Raw genomic sequence first — 25,631 nt, forward strand, 5'->3', positions numbered from 1 at the left:
CGTAACCTCCGGATCGCCGCACGAAAGGAGGTTACCGATGATCACTCAGCTCACTGCTCAGGCCACTGGCCTCGCCGCGCCATTCGCGCCGCGCCTCGCGCACTCGGTAACCACCGGCGTCCGTCGAAGCGCTCTCTCGTAGGAACGCGCCCGAGAACTCTGCTCACGACCGGCCACCGGTCTGCGACCTCTGACGGGTTCTCTCGCCGGGAATTCCTCGCGCTCCCCCTCTGATCCTCTCTGGATCACGCCTGTCCGTCGACCCCGGCGGCCGCCGTCCGGCGCCCCGGGACTCCGCCACCGGCGACGCTTCCGCGTCCGCCCTCGCGGCACCGTACGACAGCGCTCCCCGCCTCACCACCATTCATCTCGAAGGACACATCGTGAACACCACGCTGCACCACAGCACCACCCACCCTCCGGATACCGAGGACCGGCAGGTCCTCCACATCCCCGCCCCCGACGAGCTGCGGCGCCTCGCGCTGACAGATCGCATCTCGCTCAGAATCGGCCTCTGGCTGCTTCAGAGAGCACGACGTCCGCGTCGTACCTACAGGGCCGACACCCTCGAAGCGGATGCCCTGCACCTCTACGGGCGGAACCGCTCGCCGCTCGAGGCGCGAGACCTGCTCACCTACGACGTGCAGCGTCAGCTGCGCTGATACGGAGATCGCCATGAGCATTCCGCTCACTGCAGATGCGTCGCTGCATCCGCTCGTGCTGCCGGCACGGGCGGATGCGGCCGACGCCGGCGAGTTCCGCGAACTCGCCCACGTCCGCAACACCGTCTATCGGGAGATCACGGGGCGCACGGAGCAGGATCTGAGCCCTGAGGCGCTGCTCCCCGTGCTGCGCTCACGCGCGGAGCGCACCACGGCGGTCTGGGCTGTGCGGGTCGCCGGCGAGATCGTCGGTCGCACGGTCATCGACATCCCCCACGAGGAGGGGTCGCGCGTGGCGATCGCCTCGATCGAGATACACCCGCGTGTGTGGGGGCGAGGCATCGGGACCGCGATCCTTCCGCACGTCGAATCGTTCGCCCGGCTGCACGGCCGTTCGGTCATCCAGAACTGGATCGAGCAGCCGGCGAGCGACGGACCGAGGCTGCAGGCGAGAACGGGGTTCGGAAGCGTGCCCGATGATCACGTCGCACGATTCCTCGTCCGACACGGGTTCGGCCTCGAGCAGGTCTACCGCGTCAGTCGCCTGCAGGTCTCCCCCGCAACCCTCGAGCGCGTCACAGCGCTGCGCGCCGCGGCCCTCGAACACTCGAGGCACTACCGGGTGCTCAGCTGGACGCTGCCGACACCGTCGGAGCATCTCGATGGCTACGCGTGGGCGAAGTCGCGAATATCGACGGATGCGCCGTCCGCGGATCTCGACAGCGACGAGGAGGCGTGGGATGCACAGCGAGTCATCGCCTCGGAGGAGCGGATCCAGGAGATGGGGCAGACGATGCAGGTCACGGCTGCCCAGCACATCGCCACCGGCGAGCTCGCGGCCTTCACCGAACTCGGCATCGGAGCGGACCCGGCCGGAATCACACATCAGCACGACACGCTGGTGCTCGAGGAGCACCGAGGGCACCGGTTGGGGCAGCTCGTGAAATGCGAGGCGCTTCTGTCCTGGACCGAGGCGATGCCCGCATCGCATGAGGTCATCACCTACAACGCGGAGGAGAACAGGCCGATGCTGTCGATCAACGAGGCCATGGGCTTCACCGCCATCGCCCATGAGGGCGCCTGGAAGAAGGTTCTGTCATGACGACGTTCGCACCGACGATCACTCCCCTCTCCGTCCCGGCCTCGCTCGACGACGACGACGCCTCGGACTTCCGCGCGTACGGCGAGCTGAACCGGCTCATCTGCGACGAGGCCGTCGGGTTGCCCGACATCGCGCCGAGCACGGCACAGCTCCTGGCCTCGTGGCAGGACCCGACGGACACGCTGTCCCTCGGGTTCGTGGCGCGGGATGGCGAGGAGATCGTGGGCATGGTTACCATCGCCTACCCGCAGGAGGAGGACGCCCACGCGGCGGAGATCGACCTGATGGTGCCGACACGGCACTGGGGCCGCGGCGTCGAGGAGTCCCTGCTCGCCCTCGCCGAGTCGGAGACGCGCGCGTACGGTCGCTCGCTCATGCAGACCTGGACGCTGCATCGCCCGATCGAGACCGAGCACATGATCACCCCGAGGACGGGGTGGGGCCGCGTTCCCGTGACGCCGCTGTCAGAAGCGCTCGTCGATCACGGTTACGAGTTCGAGCAGGTGGAGCGCAACAGCGAGTTCGATCTACGCGCGGATCCGGCGCCGGTTCGTGCGCTGCTGCAGGAGGCGAGGACCGCAGCCGGTCCCGACTATCGAGTCATGCAGTGGATGGCACCGATTCCGGCGAACCGTCGTGACGGCTATGCCGCGATCCTGGCCCGGCTGTCGACCGACGCGCCGAGTGGCGAGATGGATTTCGTGGCGGAGGTCTGGGACGCCGATCGAGTCGTGCGACGCGAACACCGCCTCACGAGCGCCGGACAAGCGCTCTCGATCGTCGTGGTGGAGCACATTCCGAGCGGCGCCATCGTCGCATACAACGAGCTGCTCATCGCCGCCGACCGTACGAGCATCACTCACCAGCTCGGCACGCTCGTCGCGCGTGAGCACCGTGGGCACCGTCTCGGAGCTCTCGTCAAGTGCACGAACCTTCTGCACTGGCGAGAACTGATGCCCCAGTCCCCCGCTGTCTCGACGTTCAACGCGGAGGAGAATCGGCCGATGCTGAGCATCAACGAAGCCGTGGGCTTCGTGCCGGTGTCATACGCCGGTGCATGGCAGAAGCGCCTCTGAGAGATCATCCGATCGGTGTAGCGAGCCGATGCCGGATCATACGTCCGAGCGATGCGCAGGTCGGTGCGCCGCAGCGAGGCTGGGAGCATGAACGCACCCGTGCTCGAAGCCCGATCCGTCACCAAGTCCTATGGAACCACCCGCGCACTCGCCGCGGTCGGCCTGACCGTCGAGCGCGGCGAGTCCGTGGCGATCATGGGCGCCTCCGGATCGGGGAAGACCACGCTGCTGCACGTGCTGGCCGGCATCGTCCGCCCGGATTCAGGCAGCGTGAGCTTCCAGCCCTCCTCGGGAGAGCCCGTCGACGTCACGGGGCTCGCGGAGGGTCCACGATCCCGACTCCGTCGCGAACGGTTCGGATTCGTCTTCCAGCAGGGGCTCCTCATCCCCGAGCTGACCGCGGTGGAGAACGTCGCGCTCGCCGCGATGATCAACGGTGTGGCTCGCGCAGACGCCGTCGCTCGCGCAGCATCGTGGATGGCCGCGCTCGCGCTCTCGGGTCTCGAGGAGCGTCGGATAGGCGAGTTGTCCGGCGGCCAGGCTCAGCGGGTCGCGATCGCGCGCGCGCAGGTCACGGGTGCAGAACTCGTCTTCGCGGATGAGCCGACGGGGGCTCTCGACTCCCGCACCTCGCGCGAGGTGATGGACGCCCTGCTCTGGTCGACGACCGGCCAGGGACGCACTCTGCTCGTCGTCACCCATGACCCCGACGTGGCGTCGCGCTGCTCTCGAATCGTGGCCGTCCGTGACGGTCGGATCGACATGACAGAGATCAGCGCATGAACCCGCAGACCCTCGCGCTCCTTCTTCGCCCGGTGAAGGGTCGGAATGAGGTGCTGGCGCTGCCCGCCGCCGCCTTCGCGATCGTCACCGCTCTCGTGCTGACCGTGGTCGGAGGGGCCCAGGCGTTCTGGTCCTGGTCGGACCCCGAAGCCCCCGTGTATCAGGCATTGGCCGCCATCGCTCTCGTGCTGCTGGTCGTTCCTCTGGTGAATCTGGGCGGGGCCGCGGCGCGCCTCTCCGCGCGCCGGCGGGATGAGGTCCTCTCCACCCTGCGCCTTCTGGGTGTCACCCCTGCCGGCGTCGGCATCGCCACGGTCGCCGAGTCCGTGCTGGTCGCGGCCGCCGGCGCGATCGTCGGCGTGGTCGTCCATCTCATGGTCTCCCCTCTGATCGGGATGATCCCTTTCCGTGGCGCGCCGCTGGGTCTCGACTCCGTGTTGCTCTCGCCGTCGAGCGGCGCCGGCGTCGTGATGGTGATCCTCCTGATCTCCGCTCTCAGCGCAGCGCTCGGCCTCCGCACCGTGATCATCTCTCCGCTCGGCGTGCGCCTCCGCACCGCAACCCCACCCGTGCGATGGATACGCGCGCTGGTCGGGATCGTCGCGCTCGCGTGCCTCTTCGCGGTCGTCGCGATCTTCCCCTCGGTCGCCAGCGCCACGCTCACCGTCATCGTCCTCGCCTCCTCGTTCGGGATCGCCCTCGCGGTGCTCAACGTGGTGGGGCCCTGGGTCCTCAAGTTCCAGGCATCACGTCGCCTGCGCCGCGCCGACGGACCCGCCCGACTCCTCGCCGCTCGATCCGTGCTCGACTCGCCGAAGGCCGCGTGGCGCCAGGTCAGCGGCGTCGCGATGACGAGCTTCATCGCGGTCTTCGCGGGGACCGGTGTGTCTCTGCTCACCGTGATGTCCGAGGGCGGCGGGAACGACGCCGATCAGCTCCTGGCCACCGACATCCGCACCGGGCTCATCATCACGCTCATCGCATCCTTCCTGATGGTCGCCGCGTCGGTCGGGGTGAATCAGGCGGCCGCAGTGCTCGACAGGAGCGACCTGCACACCAGTCTCCACCGCCTGGGAACACCGTTCGAGACCGTGGACAGGGCGCGTCGCGACGCGATCATGTCGCCTCTGCTGACAGTCGTCATCGGATCGGCGGTCTGCGCAGGGATCCTGGTGTTCCCGCTCCTCGGCCTCGCGACGATCGTGGCCCCTGCATCGCTTCTCACGATCGGCCTCGTGCTGGCGAGCGGCATCGCCGTGGTCTGGGCGGGCGCACGGACCACGAGCCCCCTGCTCGCCCGCTCGTTCCGAGACGCGGGAGCTCGAGTCAGCGGCGCCTCTGGCATTGCGGGCAGTAATGACTCGAGCGATTCATGAACGCCTCGCGACGGATCAGAGTGCCACAGCGTGGGCACGGCTGACCCCCTCGCCCGTAGGCGTTGAGAGAGTGCGCGAAGTAGCCGGCCTGCCCGTTCACATTCACGTACTGCGCGTCGAAGCTCGTGCCGCCCTCGGCCAGGGCTTTCGCGAGGACCGATCTGATCTCGGCGAGGAGTCTCATGACCGCACGCGGCGACAGCGCACTCGCGGGCGTCTCGGGGTGGATCCGCGCGGCCCAGAGTGACTCGTCGGCATAGATGTTGCCCACGCCGCTGATGACCTGCTGGTCGAGCAGCACCCGCTTGACGGCGCTGCCGCGTCGGCGCAGCGCCTGTGCGAACGCGGCGTCGTCGAAGAACGGATCCATCGGGTCCCGCGCGATATGAACGACCTGCGTCGGGATCCACGACGGCCCGTCCGCCACGAGGCGGTCGACGGCGAGCGAACCGAACGTCCTCTGGTCTGCGAAGACGACGGCGAGCTCGCCGTGCTGGGGATGCTCGATGTGGAGACGGATCCGCTCGTGGCGCTCCGCCTCGGCATCCGGTCGACGCAGCAGCATCTGACCGCTCATCCCGAGGTGGGCGATGAGAGCGGAGTCCCCGTCGTCGAGGGGCAGCCAGAGGAACTTGCCACGCCTCATCGCATCGACGAACACGCGGCCTTCGAGGCGGGCGACGAAATCCGCGACTCCCGCGGCGTGCCGAGTCAGGGCGCGGTCGTCGAACACGCTGACGGCCGTGATGACCGAACCGCTCGTCGCCGGGGCGAGTCCGGCCCGAACGACCTCCACCTCGGGGAGCTCAGGCACGTTCGTCGAGGTGGCGCCACGCGCTGAGCGCGGCGGCCATCTCCGCGGTCTTCTTGCTGCTGCCCTTGCCCGTCATGGCGAGGTCGCCGACGACCACAGTCGCCGTGAACCGGCGGTCATGGTCCGGGCCGCTCGCCTCGATCGAGTACTGCGGCGGGGTGGAGCCCATCCTGGCAGCCAGCTCCTGCAGACTCGTCTTCGGGTCCATCGCGGCCCCGTAGCGCTCGGGGTCTGCGAGCAACGGCTCCGTCAGACGGAGCACCAGTTCGGTCGCGGCCTCGGGGCCCGCCGAGAGGTAGGTGGCTCCGATCACCGCCTCCATCGTGTCGGCGAGGATCGAGTCCTTGTCGCGACCGCCGGTCTGCTCCTCGCCTCGACCGAGACGGAGGTGCCGCCCGAGACCGATGCCTCGAGCGACCTCTGCCAGTGCGACAGTGGAGACCACGCTCGCACGACGCTTCGCCAGCGACCCCTCATCGAGCTCGGGGAGAGTCGTGAACAGCATGACGGTGACCGCCTGCCCGAGCACGGAGTCTCCGAGGAACTCGAGTCGCTCGTTGTGCGGGATTCCCCCGTGCTCGTAGGCGTAGGAGCGATGCGTGAGTGCCAACTCGAGAAGCTCCGCGTCGATCTCGACGCGGAGCTTATCTTCCAGAGGTCTCGACGATCCGCCGACCTCGGTCACACCCGTGTTGTCGCGACTCAGACGTCGGCGACCATGCGGCCCGTGTACTCGAGGAACAGCTCGGTGCCCTGCGAGTCCGTGACGACCTTGGCCTGGTGCGGACGGCTGTAGACGACCTTGCCGTTCTCGATGGTCTTGACGAGCGCGGGGGCTTCGGCCTTCCACTGCGCGCGGCGCGAGCGGGTGTTCGAACGGGAGACCTTGCGCTTCGGGGGGTTACCAGCCATGACTAGCTCTCTTCTTTCTCGGCGGCGCGGCTCTCTGCCTTGCCGTCTTGGTCTGTGATCTGCTGGAGCGCACTCCACCGAGGATCGATGGGAGCGGCCTGCTCCGTTCCGGTGCTCTCGGTCAGCCGTTCGCCTGTAACCGGGTCGAGCCCGAGGCAATCCGGCTGACACACCGGCTGAAATGGAAGCGCCAATACGGCCGCATCCCTGACAAGAGTTTCAAGATCCACGTGGTCGTCTTGAACCTCGAAGTCAGTTTCTTCCTCACCAGGATACGCGAAAAGCTCCTGGAACTCGACTTCGACGGGCCGAGCGATGTCTATGAGGCATCTTCCGCATACACCGGAGTACACGGCGTCGACGTTTCCCGACACGAGAATGCCCTCGTGCACGGACTCGAGCCGCACATCGAGGTCGAGCTCGGAACCGGCCTCATACGAGACGATCCCCTCGCCCCACGCCTCGGGCAGCGTCACCGTGAAGTCGTGTTCGCGCATCTCTCCCGGTTTGCGGACGATGTCGCGGACAGGGAGGACGAAGGGGCCATTGAGTCGGGAACGCACCTGGCAATGGTATCGGCTCTCCCACCTCCGGGGCTGGTTCCCCGCTGAGCGCCGCCGTCGGGCGGGCGCTCAGATGCCGCGAGATCCCGTGTCGAGGAACGCTGCCACCGCGCGCGGCACGAACGGCGCGATATCGCCGCCCAGACCCGCGACCTGGCGCACCAGGGAGCTCGACACGAGCGCATGCGCAGGGTCGGGCAAGAGGAAGACCGTCTCGATGTCCGCGAGGTGACGGTTCACGATGGCCATCGGCGATTCGTACGCGACATCGATCTGCGACCGGATGCCCTTGACCAGGACTCCCGCGCCGACGTCGCGCGCGTAATCGACCAGTAGCCCCACGCTCCACGACCCGACCACGACGTTGCCGTCCATGCCCTCTTCGGCGATCGACTGTTCGAGCAGCGACATGCGCTGCGAGATCGGCAGCATCGCCTCTTTGCCGGGATTGTGCACGACCAGCACGTGAAGCTCGTCGTACAGCCTGGCCGCGCGACGGATCACATCGAGGTGACCCAGGGTCGGCGGATCGAACGAACCCGGGACGACGGCGATCCGACTGCTCATGCGAACAGCCTAAAGCACACGCGCGGCAGCTCAGTTCTTGGCCAGCGCGGCGCGGTCCTCGTCACTGACCCGTCGCGCGATCGCAGACCTCAGGCCCTCGTTGGCCTCGAGATCAGGGTCCTCGTCCAGAATGTGCTCCGCGAGCTCACGTGCGCGGACGATCAGCCTCGAGTCCTTGACCACCCGGAGCAGCTTGAGCGACGATCGCACTCCCGCCTGCGCGGCACCGAGCACATCGCCCTCTCCGCGCAGCTCGAGGTCGACCTCCGCGAGTGCGAATCCGTCGAGAGTGGAGGCGACCGCGTCGACTCGCTCGCGAGCGATCGAGCCCTCTTCCGCCTCGGTCACCAGCAGACAGAGCCCCGGCACGCCACCTCGACCGACCCGCCCGCGCAGCTGGTGCAGCTGCGACACACCGAACCTGTCGGCGTCGAGGACGATCATGGTCGACGCGTTCGGAACGTCGACGCCGACCTCGATCACCGTCGTGGCCAGCAGCAGATCGATCTCGCCGCGCGCGAACGCCTGCATGACCGCGTCCTTCTCCTCCGAGGGCATCTTCCCGTGCAGGACCGCGCGTCGCAGCCCGCCCAGAGTCGGATGCGTCGCGAGAGCCTCGTCGAGCTGCACGACCCCCCATCGCGGACCCGACGCTCCGTCCGTCGAGCCCGCGTCCGACGGCGGCACCGGCTGCTCGCCCGCCTCCGCGGTCTTCTTGGTCGTGTCGATCGCCGCGCAGACCGAGAAGACCTGTCGCCCCTGAGCGATCTCCTCTGCCGCGCGCTCCCAGACTCGGTTGAACCAGCCCGGATGCTCGGCGAGCGGCGCGACGAACGTCTCTATCCCCGCTCGCCCCTTCGGCATGGTGCGGATCACGGAGGTGTCGAGATCGCCGAACACCGTCATCGCCACGGTTCGCGGGATCGGTGTCGCGGTCAGCACCAGCGCGTGCGGACTCGAGCCCTTGGCGCGCAGCGCCTCGCGCTGCTCCACGCCGAAACGGTGCTGTTCATCGACGACCACGAGGCCCAGATCGGCGAACGTGGTCTTCTCCCCCAGGAGCGCATGCGTGCCCACCACGATGAGCGCCTGCCCCGAAGCCACGCGGAGCGCGGCCTTCCGACGGTCGGCCGCGGGCATCTGTCCCGTCAGGAGGGTCGGCATCACCAGAGGCGCGAGCTGGGGTCCGAGCATCTTCGTGATCGAGCGGAGGTGCTGACCCGCGAGGACCTCCGTCGGGGCGATCAACGCGGACTGCCCGCCCGACTCCGCCACCTGCAGCATCGCACGCAGCGCCACCAGGGTCTTGCCGGAGCCGACCTCACCCTGGACCAGGCGATTCATCGGCCATGACCCGATCAGGTCGGTCGCGACCTGCTCTCCGACCGTCTGCTGATCGGGGGTCAGCGTGTACGGCAGCGTGGCGTCGAATCGCTCGAGGAGTCCGCCGGGCTTCGCGGGGCGGACCGTCGCCGTGAGCGACCGCACAGCGGCACGCTGCTGGAGCAGCGCCGTCTGCAGGGTCAGCGCCTCGTGCATGCGGAGAGTCCGCACCGCGGGGTCGATGTCGTTGCGCGTCTTCGGGCGATGTATCTGCTCGAGAGCCTCCCGCGCCGTGAGGAGTTCTTCCCGTGCACGCACCTCGGCCGCGAGCGGCTCCGGCACGTCCTCGACGGCGTCCAGCACGCGCGCGACGAACTTCGCGATCTGCCAGGTCTGCAGACTCGCGGTCGCGGGATAGATCGGGATCAGCACCGCGGCCCGGGCATCCGCCCGTCGCCGGGCTGCATCCTCGTCGTCGAACAACTCGTACTCGGGATGCGCGAACTGCGTGACGCCGTTGAACTCGCCCACCTTGCCGGAGAAGACCCCCCGCCGCCCGACTGCGAGGTCCTCGGAGCGCCACTTCGCGGCCCCCAGGTTCTTCGCGAAGAACGTCAGCGACATCTTCCCGATGCCGTCGCCGATCACCACGTCGACCATCGCTCCGCGTCTGTTCCTCATCGCGCGCGCGCTGGATGACAGGACCTCGGCGACGATCGTGACCGTCTCGCCGAGCGGCAGCTCGCGAATCGGGGTGAGTTCGCCGGGATCGGCGTAGCGCCGCGGATAGTGCGAGAGCAGATCGCCGACCGATTTCATCCCGAACGCCCGATCGAGGGTCTTCGCCGGGGTCGCTCCGAGCGCCTCCTCCAGGGACGATTCGAGCGTGAGCGCCATGCTCCGAGTCTAGAAGGCGGCGCCGACAACCGAGGTGCCGTCACTGTCGTATCGTGAACGGGTGACGAGGATCATCGCCGGCACGGCACGAGGAGCCCGCTTGGGCGTCCCCCCTGCGGGAACCAGACCCACGAGCGACAGGGTCAGGGAGTCGCTCTTCGGCGCCCTCGATTCCGTCGACGCCTTCGACGGCGCGCGGGTGCTCGACCTCTACGCAGGATCCGGGGCGCTGGGTCTCGAATCGCTGAGCCGCGGCGCGGCCTCGGCCGACCTCGTCGAGCAGGGGCGGGCCGCCGCCGGCGTGGCGCGCCGCAATGCGGAGATCGTCGCGAAGGCGGGTGGGCTGCCCACCGCGCGGGTGCATGAGAGCCCCGTGCGGGTGTTCCTCCAGCGCGCCGCGGGCACCTACGACCTGGTGTTCTCCGACCCGCCGTACGACCTCTCGGACGAGGCCATGACCGCCGACCTCATGGCGCTCGCGCGCCTGCTGTCGCCGCACGCGCTCGTGATCATCGAACGTGCACGGAGATCGACGCCGCCCGAGCTCTCGGCGGCCGGGCTCGACCTCGTGCGGGAGAAGTCCTACGGCGACACGACCCTGTGGTGGGCCGAACCCGCGGCGACTCAGCCCGACGCGGAGTCCCAGTCGCGGTAGGGGTCCCACCCCGTGACGTCGACCGCGGCTCCGTCGACCAGGAGGCTCTCCTCGCCCTGTGCCACCACCGAGCCGATGACGCGGAACCCCGGCGGCAGGAGCGCGGCGGGGAAGGTCGCGAGCAGCGCATGATCCTCTCCCCCGGCCAGAGCACGCTCCGGGTGAGGTCCCAGAGATGCGGCGTCGAGCGAGAGAGTCACCCCGGATGCCGCCGCCAGGCGGCGGGCATCGAGCGCGAGACCGTCGGAGATGTCCATCATCGCGGTCGCGCCGCTCACCGCCGCCACCGCGCCGAGCCCGATCGGAGGTGAGGGACGCAGTTGTGCGGTCACCGCCGCGCTCTCGCCCGAGCCGAGTCGGCGGACGTCGACGGGAACAGGCACATCGTCTTCACGGAATCGCCCGAAGAGCACAGCGAGTCCGTGGGCGGCATGACCCAGCTCCCCTGCCACCGCGACGACGTCGCCGACGTTCGCTCCAGCCCGCGTGACAGGGGGTCGCCCCTCGAGGTCGCCCAGGGCGGTCACCGCGACCGTGAGCACATCTGACACCGTGAGATCGCCCCCGACCACGGCGCAGCCGGGAGCCAGGGCCCGGCAGGCCTCGCGCAGGCCGTCAGCCAGATCTGCGACGAACGACAGGCGCAGGTCGCGAGGCACGGCCAGGGCGACGAGCAGGGCCGTCGGACGAGCACCCATCGCGGCCACGTCGGCGAGGTTCACCGCCGCGGACTTCCACCCGAGGTCGAACCCGCTCGACCACGCGAGGCGGAAGTCCGGCCCGTGCACGAGAGTGTCGGTCGTCGCGACCACGCTGCCCGACGGCGCGGCGATGACGGCGGCATCGTCCCCCGGGCCCAGCAGCGTGTGCGATCCGGAAGCGGTCCGGGCGAGGATCGCGCTCAGGATCTGGCCCTCGGAGAGGTCTCCCAGGCGCGGGTCGTCATCGTCGGGTCGGGAAGGCATGCTGTCAAAGGTAGCCTGGATGCATGCCCCGATCCCGCCGTCTCGCTCTCCTCGCCGGCGCAGCGGCACTCGCCTCGGTGCTCGCCGGATGCTCGACCACGATCCACCTCGAGCCCGCCGCGAACGCGAACGATCCCGCGTGCGCCGAGGTGTCGGTGCTCCTTCCCGATGCCGTCGGCGAGCTGGACCGTGTGTGGACCGACGCGCAGGCGACGGGAGCCTGGGGAGACCCGACCGTCGTCCTCCGTTGCGGCGTCGAGCCGCCCGCACCCTCCACCGACGTGTGCACGACGATCGGCGGCGTCGACTGGCTCGTGCTCGACCAGGAGGAGGAGCGGCAGCGGCTCGTGACCTACGGTCGTGATCCCGCGATCGAGGTCATCATCCGTCGCGGAGAGTCGATCGACTTCCGCACCGTGGTCGAGAGTCTCTCGACCAGCATCCAGTCCGGCCTCGAGCCCTCCACCGCGCGATGCACCGACCGCATCCCGGCAGCCGAGGGCGAGGACGCCGGCTGACAGCCGTGAGCAGGGTCAGCGACGCAGACCGGCCTCGATCAGCTCCGAGATCAGATCGCCGTAGCTGAGGCCGGAAGCGACCCAGCACTTCGGGAACATCGAGATCGGCGTGAATCCGGGCATCGTGTTCAGCTCGTTCACGACCAGCTCGCCGGTCGGTGTGAGGAACATGTCCACGCGGGCCAGCCCCCGGCCGTCCACAGCCTCGAACGCTCGGATCGCGGCATCCTGGATCGCGGTGATCTCCGACTCGTCGAGCTCGGCGGGGCACACCACATCGACGCCGTCGCCACCCAGGTACTTGCCTTCGAAGTCGTAGAAACCGCGCGAGGTCAGCACGATCTCTCCCGGCAGCGACGCGCGCACGCCCTCGGCTCCTTCGAGCACCGCGACCTCGATCTCCCGGCCGACGATCCCCGTCTCGATCAGGACCTTGTCGTCCTCGGCGAAGGCGATCGCGAGGGCGGCATCGAGCTCGCTCGGGCTCTCGACCTTCGAGACCCCGACGCTCGACCCGGCGCGGGCCGGCTTCACGAAGAGCGGAAGCTCGAGTTCTGCTGCGGCGGCGCGGACCGACTCGGCATCCTGCTGCCAGTGGCGCGCCCGTACCGTGATGCCCGCTGCGACCGAGATGCCGGCCGCACGCAGGGCGATCTTCATGAAGTGCTTGTCCATGCACAGCGCGGAGTCGAGCACGCCGCCGCCGGCATACGGCACCTCGAGGGTGTCGAAATACCCCTGGATGGTGCCGTCCTCGCCGTGCGGGCCGTGCAGGATCGGCAGAACGATGTCGATCTCGCCGAGGCCGTCCGTCGTACCGTCCGGGCGCACCACACGCAGGGTGCGGTCTCCCCCGGGCTCCGGCCACAGCACGCGCGTGCCGTTGTCGGCGACCTCAGGCAGGTGCGCCGCATCCAGCGGGAACTTGGCGGGGTCGTCGTCCTCGAGGACGAATGCCCCCTCCCGCGTGATCCCGACCGGGATCACGTCGTAGCGGTCGCGATCAATCGCGCCCAGGACTCCGCCCGCCGTGGCGGAACTGATCGAATGCTCGCTGGAGCGCCCTCCGAAGAGCACCACCACCGTCTGCTTGTCCATGGTTGGTCCTCTCACCCTGCGGGGTGTCGTCGTCCGTCGTCAGGTGGGGTGCGATGTCGCGCGGGTTCATCCTGCCGTCGAGCACCATCTTCACCTGCTCGACGATGGGCATGTGCACTTCGGACTCTCGGGCCAGTTGCAGCACGGGCGCGACGGACGCGAGTCCTTCGGCCGTCTGCTCCATCTGCTTCACGACGTCCTGGAAGCTGTATCCCTGGCCGAGCAGGCGCCCGGCCGTGTTGTTGCGGCTCAGCGGAGACTGGCAGGTCGCGATGAGGTCTCCCAGCCCCGCGAGTCCCTGCAGCGTCTCGGGATGAGCTCCGTTGGCGACCGCGAAGTCGGTCATCTCGACGAGTCCTCGCGTGATGATCGACGCCTTGGTGTTCTCGCCGTAACCGACGCCGTCGACGATGCCGATCGCGACGGCGATGAGGTTCTTCAGCACGCCCCCGAACTCCGTGCCGATCACATCGGTGTTCACGAAGGTGCGGAAGTAGCTGTTGCGCGCCGCCCGCGCGACCTCCTCCGCCGTCTCCCTGCTGCGCGAGGAGATCACGGCGGCGGTCGGCTGCTCACGGGCGATCTCGAGCGCCAGGTTGGGGCCGGAGGCGACGGCGATGCGATCGGGGTCGCATCGCAGCTCCTGCTCGATCACCTGGCTCATCCGCAGCCCGGTCGTGCGCTCCACGCCCTTCATGAGGCTGACGATCTTCGCGTCGTTGTCGGAGAGCAGCGGCCGGAGAGCCTTGAGGTTCTCGCGCAGCGACTGACTAGGAACCGACAGGTAGACCTGGTCGACATCGCGCAGCGCCGTCGACAGCTCATGCGTCGCCGACATCGTGCGCGGAAGGTTGATACCGGGGAGGTACCGCGAGTTGCGCTTCGCCTCGTCGATCTCGTGTGCGAGCTCGGCTCGGCGAGCCCACATCGTGACATGGGCTCCGCCGTCGGCGAGGATCTTCCCGAACGTCGTGCCCCAGCTCCCCGCGCCGATGACCGCGACGCGCGGCCCGGCGGGAGCGTTGCGCTTAGGAGTCAAGTCGACCCGTCTCCTTCTGTCCGTGCGCGGAGGGATTCCAGCGTTCCGCGGGAGCCTTCTCGCCGCGCAGATCCTCCAGCAGAGCGGTGATCGCGTTCATCAGACGGTCGGTGGCTTCGTTCAGAGCCGCCGCCTCGCCCGCGCGTCCTCGCAGGTCGGAGATGTCGACGGGGTCGCCGATCACGACGTCCACCGGCTTGCGCAGCGGCCAGAGGCTCAGCCCCTTCTGGTACCGCCCCATGATCTCCTGCGTCCCCCAGTGCGCCATGGGGATCAGCGGGATCCCGTCCGCGAGGGCGAGCCGGACGGCTCCGGACTTCCCGCGCATCGGCCACATGTCCGGATCTCGAGTGAGCGTCCCTTCCGGATACACGATCACACCACGCCCGTGCTCGACGAGCTCGGCGGACTGCTTGAGCGTCTGCTTCGCCGCCGACGCGGACGAGGATCGCGCGACCGGGATCATCCCTGTGCGGCGCAGGATCCCCCCGAGTACGGGGACGGAGAACAGGCTCTCCTTCGCCATGAACCGGGGTGCCCGACCGATCCGCCACACCGCGAGCGCGACCACGAGAGGATCGAACTCGGAGTAGTGGTTGGGCGCGAGCACGAAGGCACCTTCACGCGGAAGCTGCTCCCCACCCGTGATGCGGAGCTTCGCGAGCAGTGAGATCAGCGGTACGGCGACCGCCGCGACCGGCCAGAATGCGCTCGGTCGCGTGACCTCCGTCGACCGGGAACCCATCGACGTCACCGGATGACGTCGAAGTCGGCGCCGAGTGCGTCGAGCTTGGCGAGGAACTTCTCGTATCCGCGGCTGAGGATGTCGACGCCCGAGACCTTCGACTCGCCTTCAGCCGTCAGTGCGGCGATCACGTGGCTGTAGCCACCGCGGAGGTCGGGCACCACGATGTCGGCGCCGTGCAACGGCGTCGGTCCCGTGATCACGGCCGCCTGCTCGAGGTCGCGACGCGGCACCCGTCGGGGTCCGTCCTGCAGCCCCCTCGGGTGCACGACGATGTCGGCGCCCATCTTGACCAGCGCCTCGGTGAAGCCCATGCGGTTCTCGTACACCGTCTCGTGCACGACGGAGCGGCCGTTCGCCTGAGTGAGAGCCACCACGAGCGGCTGCTGCCAGTCGGTCATGAAGCCCGGGTGCACATCGGTCTCGACGATGACCGGCTTGAGCTCGCCCTCGCGCCGGAAGAGGATCCCGTCCTCCTGGATGTCGAACCATCCGCCGGCCTTGCGGAAGACGTTGAGGAACGTGAGCATCTCCTGCTGCTTGGCACCGCCGACGAAGATCTCTCCGTCCGTGGCCAGCGCCGCGGAGGCCCATGACGCGGCCTCGTTGCGATCGAAGATCGACCGGTGGTCGTATCCGCGGAGCTTCTCGACGCCCTCGATCAGGATCACCCGGTTCGGCTCGTAGGAGATGATCGCGCCCATCTTCTGGAGCACCGCGATCAGATCCATGATCTCGGGTTCGATGGCCGCGTTGCGAAGCTCGGTCGTCCCCTCCGCCCGCACTGCGGTCAGCAGCACCTGCTCGGTGGCCCCGACGCTCGGGTACGGCAGGTGGATCTTCGCGCCGTGCAGGCGCGCTTCTCCGGTGGAGAGGCGGATGCCGCTCGGCAGCTTCTCGACGATCGCGCCGAACTTGCGGAGCGCGTCGAGGTGGAAGTCGATCGGTCGGTCCCCGATACGGCAACCGCCGAGATCAGGGATGAACGCCTGCCCGAGACGATGCAGGAGCGGGCCGCAGAACAGGATCGGGATGCGAGAGGCACCCGCGTGGGCGTCGATCTCCTCGAAGTGCGCCGATTCGACGCCCGCGGGGTCGAACACCAGCGCGCCAGGCTCGTCGCCCGGGTTCACCTGCACACCGTGCACTTCGAGCAGCGAGCGCACGACGGCGACATCGCTGAGATCGGGGACGTCGCGCAGCGTGCTCGCCGTCTCACCCAGGAGGGTGGCGACCATCGCCTTCGTCGCGAGGTTCTTCGCGCCCTTGACGTCGACGCGTCCGCGAAGCGGACGCCCTCCGCGAATGGCGAGGACGTCTCCGGTGAGAGCGGGTGCTCCGTCGGGGAGAGCGTCGCGCACGGGTGTCGTCATTCGGGCCTCACTTCGTTCAGGGGAATCGGGGCGGGTCGCCCCTTCGGCTCCCCCGCCCCGCCGTTCACTGAACGGGAAGGGTGCGGGGCCGCCACGACTCGCGACGGGCCTCGAACTGAGCGATCTTGTCTTCGTTGCGCAGTGTGAGCCCGATGTCATCGAGCCCTTCGAGGAGCCGCCATCTAGTGTAATCGTCGATACCGAGGTCAGCCTGGATGTCGCCGATCGACGCGATCCTCGCCTCGAGGTCGACGGTGATCCGAGTCCCGGGATTCCGCTCGATCTCGGCCCAGAAGCGCTCCAGATCCTCTTCCGAGATCGTTGCGGCGAGCAGGCCCTGCTTACCCGAGTTCCCGCGGAAGATGTCCGCGAAGCGCGGGCTGAGGACGACGCGGAAGCCGAAGTCCCGCAGCGCCCACACGGCGTGCTCGCGGCTCGATCCGGTGCCGAAATCGGGGCCGGTGACCAGCACCGAGGCACCCTGGAACGCCGGCTGGTTGAGCACGAAATCGGGATCCTGTCGCCATTCGGAGAAGAGAGCATCCTCGAAGCCGGTCTTCGTGACCCGCTTGAGGAACACGGCGGGGATGATCTGGTCCGTGTCGACGTTCGAGCGCTTCAGCGGCGCTGCGATACCGGTGTGCGTGGTGAACTTCTCCATCAGAGGGCTCCGTCCGTGATCGACCCCGCGGTGACGGGTTCTTCGTTCGACAGGTCGCTCGGGCTCGACAGCGTGCCACGGATCGCCGTGGCGGCCGCGACGAGAGGCGACACGAGGTGCGTGCGTCCCCCCTTCCCCTGTCGTCCCTCGAAGTTGCGGTTCGAGGTCGACGCGCAGCGTTCGCCGGGGGCGAGCTGATCGGGGTTCATGCCGAGACACATCGAGCACCCGGCGAATCGCCACTCGGCACCGAAGTCCTTGATCACCTGGTCGAGGCCCTCCGCCTCCGCCTCGAGACGCACTCGAGCCGATCCAGGCACGACCATGACGCGCACGCCGTCGGCCTTCTTCTTGCCCTTCACGATCGATGCGAAAGCGCGCAGGTCTTCGATGCGACTGTTGGTGCACGAGCCCATGAACACCGCGTCGACCGGCACCTCCTTGAGCGGGGTGCCCGGCGTCAGATCCATGTACTCGAGCGCGCGCTCGGCCGCTGCACGCTCATTGGCGTCGGCGATCTCGGCCGGGTCGGGCACCGCAGCCGACAGTGAGCTGCCCTGTCCGGGATTCGTGCCCCACGTCACGAAGGGTTCGAGCTCATCGGCGTCGATGAAGACCTCGGCGTCGAACGTCGCGCCCTCGTCGGTGGGGAGCGTCCGCCAGTAGGCGACCGCGTCGTCCCAGTCCTGCCCCTTCGGCGCGTGCGGGCGACCCTTCAGATACTCGAACGTCGTCTCGTCGGGAGCGACCATGCCCGCGCGGGCGCCGGCCTCGATCGACATGTTGCAGATCGTCATCCGACCCTCCATCGACAGCGCACGGATCGCGCTCCCGCGGAACTCCAGCACGTATCCCTGACCGCCACCCGTGGTGATCTTCGCGATCACCGCGAGGATGATGTCCTTCGCGGTGACTCCGGGACGCAGTGTGCCCTCGACGTTGATCGCCATCGTCTTGAACGGCTTCAGCGGCAGGGTCTGGGTCGCCATGACGTGCTCGACCTCGCTCGTGCCGATGCCGAACGCCATGGCGCCGAAGGCACCGTGGGTCGAGGTGTGCGAGTCGCCGCATACCACCGTGATGCCGGGCATCGTGAGCCCCAACTGCGGCCCCACGACGTGCACGATGCCCTGTTCGGCGTCGCCGAGCGAGTGCAGCCGGACGCCGAACTCTGCCGCATTGCGGCGAAGGGTCTCGATCTGCGTGCGGCTCGTGAGGTCGGCGATCGGCTTGTCGATGTCCCACGTGGGGGTGTTGTGGTCTTCCGTGGCGATCGTCAGGTCGAGTCGGCGCAGCGGGCGCCCCTCCGACCGGAGGCCGTCGAATGCCTGCGGACTCGTGACCTCGTGCACGAGATGCAGGTCGATGTAGATGAGATCCGGCTCACCGTTCTCGCCCTTGACGACGAGGTGGTCGTCCCAGACCTTCTCGGCGAGGGTCCGGGGACGTGCGGGAGCGGTGTCTGCTGCGGGGGTGTTCATTGCGTCTCTCCTGAAGCTGGCGGTACGGCCCACGATGGACTCCGCGACGAGGAGGGGCTCAGAACGAGGTCTCGTCGCGGCCGCTAAGAAGGAGCACGATCCGCATGACGTCAGATTACCACCGCTTCTGTGCACCGAGTCGCCGCGTGACACGCTACTGTCACCCGCACGTTCGAGAGGCACCCGCATGACCGACGACTCCACCGGCTTCGCCACGAGAGCGGTCCATGCCGCCCGGAATCAGGGACCAGCGTCGTCGAGGGCGACGCCCATCTACCTCACGGCCGGATTCGAGTTCGACGACTTCGATCACGCCGCCGAGCACTTCGGCACCGGTTCGGGCTTCGGATACACCCGTACCGGAAACCCGACGGTGCACGCCGTCGAGCGGCAGCTCGCAGCGCTCGAGTCGGCTGCCGACGCGGTGCTCGTGGCGAGCGGCCAGGCAGCGGTCGTCACCGCTCTGCTGACTGTCGCCGGCGCAGGGGACCACATCGTCTCCTCGACGCACATCTACGAGGGGACCCGCGGACTCCTGCTCGACAATCTCGCGCGCCTGGGCATCGAGACGACGTTCATCGACGACATCGCCGACCCGCAGGCGTGGCGCGAGGCGATCCGCCCCACCACGCGCGCGCTGTTCGGAGAATCGATCGCGAATGCCCGCAACGACATCCTCGACATCGCTGCGGTGAGCGCGGTCGCCGATGAGTTCGCCGTCCCGCTGATCGTCGACAACACGCTCGCGACGCCCTTCCTGCTCCGTCCGCTCGAGCACGGAGCCGCGATGGTCGTGCACTCCGCCTCGAAGTTCCTCGCGGGCCACGGTTCCGTGCTCGGCGGCGTGATCCTCGACGACGGTCGCTTCGACGCCGAGGCAGCGGGCCACAACGCCCCGCATCTCGTGCTCCCGGGTCGCGGAGGGCTTGCGAGCGTGGCGTCCCGCCACGGAGGCAGCGCGCGCATCGCCTACGCCCGCGAATCGGTCGCTCCTCGTTTCGGTGCATCCCCCTCCCCTCTCAATGCCTTCCTGATCGGGCAGGGCGCCGAGACGCTGGGCCTGCGGGTCGAGCGCCAGTCCCGCAACGCGCTCGAGATCGCTCGCTGGCTCGCCGCGCAGGACGCGGTAGAGAGCGTCGACTATGTCGGCCTCGAGACGCATCCCGATCACCGCCTCGCCGAGAAGTACCTCGCCGGCGGGTATGGATCGATCTTCACCTTCACCCTCCGTGGAGGGGTCGAGGCTGCTCGCGACTTCGTCGAGAGCGTCGAGGTCTTCACGCACATGACCCACATCGGCGACGTGCGCTCGCTGGTGCTGCACCCCGCGACCACGAGCCATGCGCAGCGCACCCCCGAGCAGCGGGACGCCCTCGGAGTGCACCCGGGGACGCTCCGGCTGTCGGTCGGCGTCGAAGACGTCGCCGATCTCATCGCCGACCTCGCCAGGGTGCTCGAGCCGGCGCGAGAGGCCGTCGCGTGACCCGGCCTCAGCACTTCGGCTGGTTCCTCGCCCGTGGTTTCGGGCCCCAGGGGTGGGGCTTTCCCTCACTGGAGTGGGACTACGACTGGACCCGACCCGAGGTGTACCAGGAGGCGGCCCGCGTTCTCGAGCAGGCGGGTTTCGATCTCGTCATCATCGAGGATGCGCCGTCGCTCGGTTCCGCGGACACGATCGACCTGCGTGTTCGCCATGCCTTCGGCGGGCCCAAGCACGATCCGCTGCTGCTCGCGCCGTACATCTTCCAGGCGACCCGGCACCTCGGTGTCGTGCCGACCGTGAACCCTGCGGCGTATCTGCCCTACACCGCGGCGCGGCAGTTCTCGACGCTCCAGCACCTGAGCGGTCACCGCCTCGGCCTGAACGTGGTGACGGACACCGGCAGCGCCCGGCACTTCTCTGCAGCGGAGCAGCTCGGACACGACGCGGCCTACGACCGGGCGGAGGAATGGCTCACGGGCATCCGCTCGCTCTGGCGCAGCTGGGGCGACGGCGCGCTCGTGCGCGATCGGGAGACCGGCGTGTTCGCGGACGGGTCGAAGCTGCGCACCGTGAGACACCGAGGCGAGCACTTCGCGTTCGACGGCCCCCTGAACGCGGTGCCGTTCATCGACGGAGAGCCGACGATCGTGTCGCCGGGCGGATCGGGTCGCGGTCTCGGTTTCGCCGGCGCGCACTCCGATGTGCAGCTCGCGCTCGCGCCGCTGCACGAGGCATCCGTGCGCGCGTATCGCACGAGGATCCATGACGCCGCGATAGCGGCGGGACGTTCGCCCTCAGACATCAGGATCCTGTTCGCGATCCAGCCGGTGATCACGTCATCGGCCGAAGAGGCCGACCGCATCGTGGCCGCGTCCGCTCACCCGGATGACGAGGCGCTCCTCCAGATCGCCCGCAAGCAGTCCAGCGATCTCGAGACCGATCTGACGGCACTCGACCTCGACCGCCCGCTCGACGCATCCGTCTTCGGTGAGCACGTGTCGCGTGGCAGCATCCAGCGTCTGATCGGCGACCGTGGAGAGGATGCTCCCCTGCGGGCCCATCTCTCGGCCCTCGCCCGCGCCGGACGCATCTCGGATCGCTCGGGTTTCGTCGGCACGGCCGAGGAGTTCGCCGACATGATCGAGGAGCTCGGCGAGTGGGGCAACGACGGCGTGCTGCTGTGGGGAGATTTCCACCCGGTCACTCTGCACCGCACGCTCGACGAACTCGTCCCGGTGCTGCGCCGCCGCGGCATCCTGCGTCGGGAGTACGTCGACGGAGGGCTGCAGGCGAACCTGCGGGCGTTCTGACGCGCCCGCTGCGCCGCGTCACCAGCCCATGGTGCCGGGCGATCCCTTGAACGGCCCGACCACGCGCGACGTGACCCAGCCGCCGTAGAACCCGCCAGGCTGCGCGGTGGCCACCTCGTCCCCGACCGTGCACTCGTCCATGGGGCCCGCATAGACGGCGACCCGATCGGCGAGCGCCTCGTACCCTCGCGAGGGATTCGGATAGTTCCACGCGGCTCCCGCGGCCACCAGGCCCCCGCCTCGCACGTCGAGATAGCGCGCCGCTCCCTTGAACTCGCAGAACGACGACCCCGTCGTGTCGGACAGCGCACCGTCGACGAAGTCCGACATGGGCAGGTAGTACACGGGAGGGTGGCTCGTCTCGAGCACACGCATCGCACTCCGGGTGTCTGCGATCAGCTCGCCTCCCAGGCGGATCGTGACACGATCGGCCACGCGTTCGACCCTCGGCGGGCGCGGGTAGTCCCACACGGACTCCTGGCCGACGGAGGGGACGATGCGTGACGGTCTGCGCATCTTCTCACTGTACGTCTCGCGGTGTTGACTGGGACCATGTCCGAGATTCCGATGTTCCCCCTCGGATCGGTGCTGTTCCCGCACACACCGCTCCCGTTGAGAGTGTTCGAGCCGCGCTACCTCACGATGATCGGTCGTCTCCTCGACGACGAGGATCCCGATTTCGGAGTGGTGCTCATCGAGCGCGGGCACGAAGTCGGCGGAGGCGATCTGCGCAGCCGCGTGGGCACCAAGGCCCGGCTCGTGAGCGTCACGGCCGCCGCCGACGCGCTGCAGATCGTCGCGGTGGGCACATCGCGCTTCACCGTCGAACGCTGGACACAGGAGAATCCCCATCCGGCGGCTGACGTCGCCGTGACGCCGGAGCTGACCTGGAACGACGCGCTGAGTCCGCTGCGCACCGAAGCCGAAGCGATCGTGCGGCGCGTGCTCGCACGATCGGATTCGCAGTGGGACGCGGATGTCGAGCTCTCGAGCGATCCGCTCGCCGCGTCCTGGCAGCTCGCCGCGATCGCGCCTCTGGGCGAATACGACCGGTACACGCTCCTGCAGTCGACGACGACCGGTGGGCTGCTGCGTCAGATCATCGACATGACGCTCGACGTCGAGCTGTTGCGCTCGTCTCTGTGAACCGCCGTCCCGCTAGTCGTGGACGATCGCCTTCTTCGCTGCCGACTTCTCGCGCGACGCCGCGATCAGGCTCGCCACCGTCGCCACGGTCATCGACACGATGATGACCCCGAGCGAGACGAGGTTGTCGATCTCGGGCACCCAGTCGACGTGCTGTCCGCCGTTGATGAACGGCAGTTCATTCTCATGGAGCGCGTGCAGGATCAGCTTGACGCCGATGAACCCGAGGATCACCGCGATGCCGTAATGCAGATAGCGCAGTCGGTCGAGCAGGTCGCCCAGCAGGAAGTAGAGCTGACGCAGACCCATGAGCGCGAAGATGTTGGCGGAGAAGACCAGGAACCCGTTCGTCGTGATCTCGAAGATCGCGGGGATCGAGTCGATCGCGAAGATCAGGTCGGTCACGCCGATCGTGATGAACACGATGATCATCGGCGTCCACATGCGCTTGCCGTCGACGGTCGTCCGCAGCTTCGAGCCGTCGTACGTCTCGCTGATGTCGATGCGGCGCCTCAGCAGGCGGACGATGAAGTTCTCGGCCTTCATGTCGTCTTCATGCTCGCCCTCGGGCATCGCCTGCTTGATCGCGGTGTAGATCAGGAAGGCGCCGAAGATGTAGAAGATCGGTGAGAAGTGCTCGATCACCGTCACACCGACGAGGATGAACGCGCCTCGCAGCACGAGCGCGATGATGATGCCGACCATCAGCACCTGCTGCTGCAGGCGTCGGGGCACCGCGAACTGCGCCATGATCAGCACGAACACGAACAGGTTGTCGATCGAGAGGCTGTATTCCAGCGCCCATCCCGTGATGAAGTCGCCGGCGTTGCGCCATCCTGCCACGTTCCCGAGGAGCACGGCGAAGAGCAGCGCGAGCCCGACATAGAAGGCCACCCAGAGAGTGGACTCCTTGGTCGACGGGATGTGCGGACGGAGACGGACGAGCAGGAGGTCGGCGACCAGGATGATCGAGAGGACGATCATCGAGGTGATCTCGAACCAGACAGGAATGTCCAAGGGTGCTCTGCACCTTTCGGGAGGGGTCGGATAACCGGAGGGTCGGAAAATGCCGAAAGTCTCTCCCACGCATGGAATGCGTCGCACGACCGGAGCAGCGGTGACGGTGCTCGTGATGACGGCGAGTGCGCTTGCGGGATACTCCCTCTCGCGTCCTCGATCTTAGCCGAGCCGAGGCGTCATGGCGGCGTCGTCTCTACGATGGCGGATGCGATCTGAGACGATGGGGCATCATCCGACACTTCCCAGGTGAGAGATACCGAACGGAAACGGGATGCCGGCGCAGACGAGTGATCAGAGACGGGTGGCACAGGCCGCGAACGGCGACGAGCGCGCCTTCCGCGAGTTGTACCGCGAGCATGTGCGTCCGGTCTACTGGATCGCGCACGGACTGCTCGGCTCCGCCGCCGATGCCGAGGACGTGACACAGGAGACGTTCGTCACGGCCTGGCGGAAGCTGCCGGGGCTCGAGCTGCAGGGCGAGTCACTCCTCCCCTGGCTCGCGACGATCTGTCGTTTCCAGGCCGCGAACCGCCTGCGGCAGCGCAGGCGTGACCGGTCGCACACGACCGACGAGCCCGATGACGCCATACCTTCGACGATCGACGTGGAGGAGCAGGTGATCACCGCTGCACTGGCGGCACGGATCACGGCCGAGATCGGCACCCTGAATGCCCTCGACCGCGAGATATTCCGCCTGTGCGCCACGGAAGGGTATGCGTACCAGGCTGCGGCCGAAGAACTCGGCGTGAGCCATGCCATCGTCCGGAACCGTCTCTCCCGAGTCCGCACCCGACTGCGCGGTGCTGTGAAGGAAGCGAGCGGCGCATGAACGACATAACTCCCCCGAGGGACAAAGCCCCCATGGGCGACCGATCTCCCGCGAACGACGGCACGCGCCGGAACGACGGGTCGACTGACGACACCCGAGGCCGGAGCGCCCAGGACGCCGCACCCGACCTGCCCGTGCTGCAGGATTCCGCGGTGGCGCGCATCGAAGCGGCCGTGCTCCACGAGATCTCCGCCGAAGGGCGTGGCAGACCGAAGCCCGCACCCCGCGCGCGAGCGCGCCGTCGGTGGCTGACCGGGGCCGGCATCGCCGCCGCCTTCGTCGTCGGGATCCTCGTCGCTCCTCCCATCGTCAGCGCCGTGAGTGGCGGGGCGATGAGCACGGCGGGCAGCGCCGACACGCCCACCGGCATCGCCGTCGAGGATTCACGCGGTGGCGCCGTCGAGCAGAGCGAGCCCGGAGGCCTCGCCGACACCGCAGAGTCGTCCGCGCTCGCACCCGGCGCCGTCGACAGCGCCGACCGCGAGATCGTCTCGACGGCCGCTGCGACTCTCGAGGTGAAGGACATCGCGGCGGCAGCCACGTCGATCACCGCCCTCGCGGAGTCGTACGGGGGCTATGTGGAGAGCACCGAGATCGGCATGAGCGCCGTAGACGACGGCGTGTCCGATCCGGCACCTGCCGATACGGGCCACGGATGGATCGGCATCCGAGTGCCGTCCGCCGATCTCACGGCCGTGATGGCGGCGCTCGCGGACTCCGGAGACGTGCTCTCCTCGTCGGTGTCGCGACAGGACGTGACCTCGACGGCTGTCGATCTTCGCGCTCGCGTCGACGCGCTGAAGGCCTCCGTGCAGCGTCTGACCGAGCTCATGTCCCAGACCGGCACCGTCGCCGAGCTGATCGAAGCCGAGGTCGCACTCACCGACCGCCAGGCGCAGCTGGAGGCCTCCCAACAGCAGCTCGCCGCGCTCGACGATCAGGTCGCGATGTCGAGTCTCCAGGTGCAGCTGACCCGTTCTGATCCCCCCGCCGCCGCCCCCGCCGGATTCGCCGACGGCCTCGTCGCGGGGTGGAACGGGCTGGTGGCGTCGCTCAACGCCCTGATCGTCGCACTCGGATTCCTGCTCCCGTGGATCGCCGTCGGCACCGTGTTCGTGCTCGTGCTCGTGCTGGTGCGACGCGCACGGCGGGCGCGTCGCGCACGGCGCTCCCCCGGTACATCCGCCGCTGAGAGCTGATCGACCGCGTCGACGAGGCTATCCGCCTCACGAG

Annotated in this window: 27 protein-coding genes; 12 read left to right on the top strand and 15 right to left on the bottom strand. The window is 68.4% G+C overall.

What is annotated here, in order from left to right:
• Positions 1-383: 383 nt before the first annotated feature.
• From RWO82_RS00140 to RWO82_RS00160, 5 genes are all read left to right on the top strand, one after another.
• A complete protein-coding gene (locus RWO82_RS00140) occupies positions 384-662 on the top strand; it encodes a hypothetical protein (RefSeq protein ID WP_314422014.1) in 279 nt (92 codons plus the stop codon).
• Positions 663-675: 13 nt separating this feature from the next.
• Positions 676-1,764, top strand: a complete 1,089-nt coding sequence (locus RWO82_RS00145; RefSeq protein WP_314422015.1) for a GNAT family N-acetyltransferase — start codon at positions 676-678, stop codon at positions 1,762-1,764.
• Positions 1,761-2,840, top strand: a complete 1,080-nt coding sequence (locus tag RWO82_RS00150) for a GNAT family N-acetyltransferase (protein WP_314422017.1) — start codon at positions 1,761-1,763, stop codon at positions 2,838-2,840. Before RWO82_RS00145 ends, RWO82_RS00150 begins: the two co-directional genes overlap by 4 nt.
• 87 nt (positions 2,841-2,927) lie before the next feature.
• Positions 2,928-3,623 (top strand): ABC transporter ATP-binding protein, encoded by a 696-nt coding sequence (locus tag RWO82_RS00155; RefSeq protein WP_314422018.1) that lies wholly within the window; start codon positions 2,928-2,930, stop codon positions 3,621-3,623.
• Entirely contained in the window at positions 3,620-4,999 is a 1,380-nt protein-coding gene (locus tag RWO82_RS00160) for a permease (RefSeq protein ID WP_314422019.1), read from the top strand. Before RWO82_RS00155 ends, RWO82_RS00160 begins: the two co-directional genes overlap by 4 nt.
• On the opposite strand, the gene mutM is transcribed toward RWO82_RS00160, so the two are convergent.
• The 6 genes from mutM to RWO82_RS00190 all read right to left on the bottom strand — a co-directional run bounded on the left by mutM (position 4,950) and on the right by RWO82_RS00190 (position 10,075).
• Positions 4,950-5,813, bottom strand: a complete 864-nt coding sequence (gene mutM / locus RWO82_RS00165) for a bifunctional DNA-formamidopyrimidine glycosylase/DNA-(apurinic or apyrimidinic site) lyase (RefSeq protein WP_314422021.1) — start codon at positions 5,811-5,813, stop codon at positions 4,950-4,952. The genes RWO82_RS00160 and mutM overlap by 50 nt on opposite strands.
• Positions 5,806-6,498, bottom strand: a complete 693-nt coding sequence (gene rnc, locus RWO82_RS00170) for a ribonuclease III (protein WP_314422023.1) — start codon at positions 6,496-6,498, stop codon at positions 5,806-5,808. Before rnc ends, mutM begins: the two co-directional genes overlap by 8 nt.
• Positions 6,499-6,515: 17 nt before the next feature.
• Positions 6,516-6,725 (bottom strand): 50S ribosomal protein L32, encoded by a 210-nt coding sequence (rpmF, locus tag RWO82_RS00175; RefSeq protein ID WP_314422024.1) that lies wholly within the window; start codon positions 6,723-6,725, stop codon positions 6,516-6,518.
• Between the two features lie 2 nt (positions 6,726-6,727).
• The gene (locus tag RWO82_RS00180; protein ID WP_314422241.1) at positions 6,728-7,222 is read right to left on the bottom strand and encodes a DUF177 domain-containing protein; all 495 of its coding nucleotides are present in this window, start codon (positions 7,220-7,222) and stop codon (positions 6,728-6,730) included.
• A 135-nt stretch (positions 7,223-7,357) separates the two neighbouring features.
• Positions 7,358-7,855, bottom strand: coding sequence for a pantetheine-phosphate adenylyltransferase (gene coaD, locus RWO82_RS00185; protein ID WP_314422025.1), 498 nt, complete (start codon positions 7,853-7,855; stop codon positions 7,358-7,360).
• 30 nt (positions 7,856-7,885) lie between these two features.
• The gene (locus RWO82_RS00190; protein ID WP_314422026.1) at positions 7,886-10,075 is read right to left on the bottom strand and encodes an ATP-dependent DNA helicase RecG; all 2,190 of its coding nucleotides are present in this window, start codon (positions 10,073-10,075) and stop codon (positions 7,886-7,888) included.
• 61 nt (positions 10,076-10,136) lie between these two features.
• Between RWO82_RS00190 and rsmD the strand changes: the two genes are divergently transcribed.
• Entirely contained in the window at positions 10,137-10,730 is a 594-nt protein-coding gene (gene rsmD, locus RWO82_RS00195; protein ID WP_314422027.1) for a 16S rRNA (guanine(966)-N(2))-methyltransferase RsmD, read from the top strand.
• On the opposite strand, the gene thiL is transcribed toward rsmD, so the two are convergent.
• Positions 10,700-11,695 (bottom strand): thiamine-phosphate kinase, encoded by a 996-nt coding sequence (gene thiL / locus RWO82_RS00200; RefSeq protein ID WP_314422028.1) that lies wholly within the window; start codon positions 11,693-11,695, stop codon positions 10,700-10,702. The genes rsmD and thiL overlap by 31 nt on opposite strands.
• A 23-nt stretch (positions 11,696-11,718) precedes the next feature.
• On the opposite strand from thiL, the gene RWO82_RS00205 reads away from it, so the two are divergent.
• A complete protein-coding gene (locus RWO82_RS00205) occupies positions 11,719-12,213 on the top strand; it encodes a DUF3515 family protein (RefSeq protein WP_314422029.1) in 495 nt (164 codons plus the stop codon).
• A gap of 15 nt (positions 12,214-12,228) precedes the next feature.
• Here the strand turns inward: RWO82_RS00205 and RWO82_RS00210 are convergent, their stop codons facing one another.
• The 6 genes from RWO82_RS00210 to leuC all read right to left on the bottom strand — a co-directional run bounded on the left by RWO82_RS00210 (position 12,229) and on the right by leuC (position 18,610).
• On the bottom strand, positions 12,229-13,311 hold the full coding sequence (locus RWO82_RS00210; RefSeq protein ID WP_314422030.1) for a D-alanine--D-alanine ligase family protein: 1,083 nt from the start codon (positions 13,309-13,311) through the stop codon (positions 12,229-12,231).
• Positions 13,217-14,350: an NAD(P)H-dependent glycerol-3-phosphate dehydrogenase gene (locus RWO82_RS00215; RefSeq protein ID WP_314422031.1), complete on the bottom strand. Its 1,134-nt coding sequence runs from the start codon at positions 14,348-14,350 to the stop codon at positions 13,217-13,219. The genes RWO82_RS00210 and RWO82_RS00215 overlap by 95 nt, the downstream gene beginning before the upstream one ends.
• Positions 14,340-15,095: a lysophospholipid acyltransferase family protein gene (locus RWO82_RS00220; protein ID WP_314422032.1), complete on the bottom strand. Its 756-nt coding sequence runs from the start codon at positions 15,093-15,095 to the stop codon at positions 14,340-14,342. Before RWO82_RS00220 ends, RWO82_RS00215 begins: the two co-directional genes overlap by 11 nt.
• 5 nt (positions 15,096-15,100) lie before the next feature.
• Positions 15,101-16,468, bottom strand: coding sequence for a UDP-N-acetylglucosamine 1-carboxyvinyltransferase (gene murA, locus RWO82_RS00225; RefSeq protein ID WP_314422033.1), 1,368 nt, complete (start codon positions 16,466-16,468; stop codon positions 15,101-15,103).
• Between the two features lie 64 nt (positions 16,469-16,532).
• Positions 16,533-17,129: a 3-isopropylmalate dehydratase small subunit gene (gene leuD / locus RWO82_RS00230; RefSeq protein WP_314422034.1), complete on the bottom strand. Its 597-nt coding sequence runs from the start codon at positions 17,127-17,129 to the stop codon at positions 16,533-16,535.
• Positions 17,129-18,610: a 3-isopropylmalate dehydratase large subunit gene (leuC, locus tag RWO82_RS00235; RefSeq protein WP_314422035.1), complete on the bottom strand. Its 1,482-nt coding sequence runs from the start codon at positions 18,608-18,610 to the stop codon at positions 17,129-17,131. Before leuC ends, leuD begins: the two co-directional genes overlap by 1 nt.
• A gap of 187 nt (positions 18,611-18,797) precedes the next feature.
• On the opposite strand from leuC, the gene RWO82_RS00240 reads away from it, so the two are divergent.
• Together RWO82_RS00240 and RWO82_RS00245 are read left to right on the top strand one after the other, a co-directional pair.
• Positions 18,798-20,093, top strand: coding sequence for a PLP-dependent transferase (locus tag RWO82_RS00240; protein WP_314422036.1), 1,296 nt, complete (start codon positions 18,798-18,800; stop codon positions 20,091-20,093).
• On the top strand, positions 20,090-21,403 hold the full coding sequence (locus RWO82_RS00245) for an LLM class flavin-dependent oxidoreductase (protein ID WP_314422037.1): 1,314 nt from the start codon (positions 20,090-20,092) through the stop codon (positions 21,401-21,403). Before RWO82_RS00240 ends, RWO82_RS00245 begins: the two co-directional genes overlap by 4 nt.
• 18 nt (positions 21,404-21,421) lie before the next feature.
• Here the strand turns inward: RWO82_RS00245 and RWO82_RS00250 are convergent, their stop codons facing one another.
• On the bottom strand, positions 21,422-21,919 hold the full coding sequence (locus tag RWO82_RS00250; RefSeq protein WP_314422039.1) for a DUF427 domain-containing protein: 498 nt from the start codon (positions 21,917-21,919) through the stop codon (positions 21,422-21,424).
• 36 nt (positions 21,920-21,955) lie between these two features.
• Here RWO82_RS00250 and RWO82_RS00255 point away from each other — a divergent pair, with 36 nt between their 5' ends.
• A complete protein-coding gene (locus RWO82_RS00255; RefSeq protein WP_314422040.1) occupies positions 21,956-22,549 on the top strand; it encodes an LON peptidase substrate-binding domain-containing protein in 594 nt (197 codons plus the stop codon).
• Positions 22,550-22,561: 12 nt separating this feature from the next.
• Here the strand turns inward: RWO82_RS00255 and RWO82_RS00260 are convergent, their stop codons facing one another.
• Positions 22,562-23,566 carry a TerC/Alx family metal homeostasis membrane protein gene (locus tag RWO82_RS00260; RefSeq protein WP_314422041.1) on the bottom strand — a complete coding sequence of 335 codons (1,005 nt, stop codon included), beginning with the start codon at positions 23,564-23,566 and terminating at the stop codon, positions 22,562-22,564.
• 274 nt (positions 23,567-23,840) lie between these two features.
• On the opposite strand from RWO82_RS00260, the gene RWO82_RS00265 reads away from it, so the two are divergent.
• Positions 23,841-24,398, top strand: coding sequence for a sigma-70 family RNA polymerase sigma factor (locus tag RWO82_RS00265; RefSeq protein ID WP_314422042.1), 558 nt, complete (start codon positions 23,841-23,843; stop codon positions 24,396-24,398).
• Between the two features lie 32 nt (positions 24,399-24,430).
• Entirely contained in the window at positions 24,431-25,597 is a 1,167-nt protein-coding gene (locus RWO82_RS00270; RefSeq protein ID WP_314422044.1) for a DUF4349 domain-containing protein, read from the top strand.
• Positions 25,598-25,631: the final 34 nt, after the last annotated feature.

The sequence above is a fragment of the uncultured Microbacterium sp. genome (assembly GCF_963521645.1).
GTDB lineage: Bacteria > Actinomycetota > Actinomycetes > Actinomycetales > Microbacteriaceae > Microbacterium.

What these genes read in the sequence shown, in the direction of transcription:
- RWO82_RS00145 (WP_314422015.1), top strand. Translation starts at nt 676, where the DNA reads ATGAGCATTCCGCTCACTGCAGATGCGTCGCTGCATCCGCTCGTGCTG.
- RWO82_RS00150 (WP_314422017.1), top strand. Translation starts at nt 1,761, where the DNA reads ATGACGACGTTCGCACCGACGATCACTCCCCTCTCCGTCCCGGCCTCG.
- RWO82_RS00155 (WP_314422018.1), top strand. Translation starts at nt 2,928, where the DNA reads ATGAACGCACCCGTGCTCGAAGCCCGATCCGTCACCAAGTCCTATGGA.
- RWO82_RS00160 (WP_314422019.1), top strand. Translation starts at nt 3,620, where the DNA reads ATGAACCCGCAGACCCTCGCGCTCCTTCTTCGCCCGGTGAAGGGTCGG.
- rpmF (WP_314422024.1), bottom strand. Translation starts at nt 6,725, where the DNA reads ATGGCTGGTAACCCCCCGAAGCGCAAGGTCTCCCGTTCGAACACCCGC.
- RWO82_RS00180 (WP_314422241.1), bottom strand. Translation starts at nt 7,222, where the DNA reads ATGCGCGAACACGACTTCACGGTGACGCTGCCCGAGGCGTGGGGCGAG.
- coaD (WP_314422025.1), bottom strand. Translation starts at nt 7,855, where the DNA reads ATGAGCAGTCGGATCGCCGTCGTCCCGGGTTCGTTCGATCCGCCGACC.
- RWO82_RS00190 (WP_314422026.1), bottom strand. Translation starts at nt 10,075, where the DNA reads ATGGCGCTCACGCTCGAATCGTCCCTGGAGGAGGCGCTCGGAGCGACC.
- thiL (WP_314422028.1), bottom strand. Translation starts at nt 11,695, where the DNA reads ATGCCTTCCCGACCCGACGATGACGACCCGCGCCTGGGAGACCTCTCC.
- RWO82_RS00205 (WP_314422029.1), top strand. Translation starts at nt 11,719, where the DNA reads ATGCCCCGATCCCGCCGTCTCGCTCTCCTCGCCGGCGCAGCGGCACTC.
- RWO82_RS00210 (WP_314422030.1), bottom strand. Translation starts at nt 13,311, where the DNA reads ATGGACAAGCAGACGGTGGTGGTGCTCTTCGGAGGGCGCTCCAGCGAG.
- RWO82_RS00220 (WP_314422032.1), bottom strand. Translation starts at nt 15,095, where the DNA reads ATGGGTTCCCGGTCGACGGAGGTCACGCGACCGAGCGCATTCTGGCCG.
- murA (WP_314422033.1), bottom strand. Translation starts at nt 16,468, where the DNA reads ATGACGACACCCGTGCGCGACGCTCTCCCCGACGGAGCACCCGCTCTC.
- leuD (WP_314422034.1), bottom strand. Translation starts at nt 17,129, where the DNA reads ATGGAGAAGTTCACCACGCACACCGGTATCGCAGCGCCGCTGAAGCGC.
- leuC (WP_314422035.1), bottom strand. Translation starts at nt 18,610, where the DNA reads ATGAACACCCCCGCAGCAGACACCGCTCCCGCACGTCCCCGGACCCTC.
- RWO82_RS00240 (WP_314422036.1), top strand. Translation starts at nt 18,798, where the DNA reads ATGACCGACGACTCCACCGGCTTCGCCACGAGAGCGGTCCATGCCGCC.
- RWO82_RS00250 (WP_314422039.1), bottom strand. Translation starts at nt 21,919, where the DNA reads ATGCGCAGACCGTCACGCATCGTCCCCTCCGTCGGCCAGGAGTCCGTG.
- RWO82_RS00255 (WP_314422040.1), top strand. Translation starts at nt 21,956, where the DNA reads ATGTCCGAGATTCCGATGTTCCCCCTCGGATCGGTGCTGTTCCCGCAC.
- RWO82_RS00265 (WP_314422042.1), top strand. Translation starts at nt 23,841, where the DNA reads ATGCCGGCGCAGACGAGTGATCAGAGACGGGTGGCACAGGCCGCGAAC.
- RWO82_RS00270 (WP_314422044.1), top strand. Translation starts at nt 24,431, where the DNA reads ATGGGCGACCGATCTCCCGCGAACGACGGCACGCGCCGGAACGACGGG.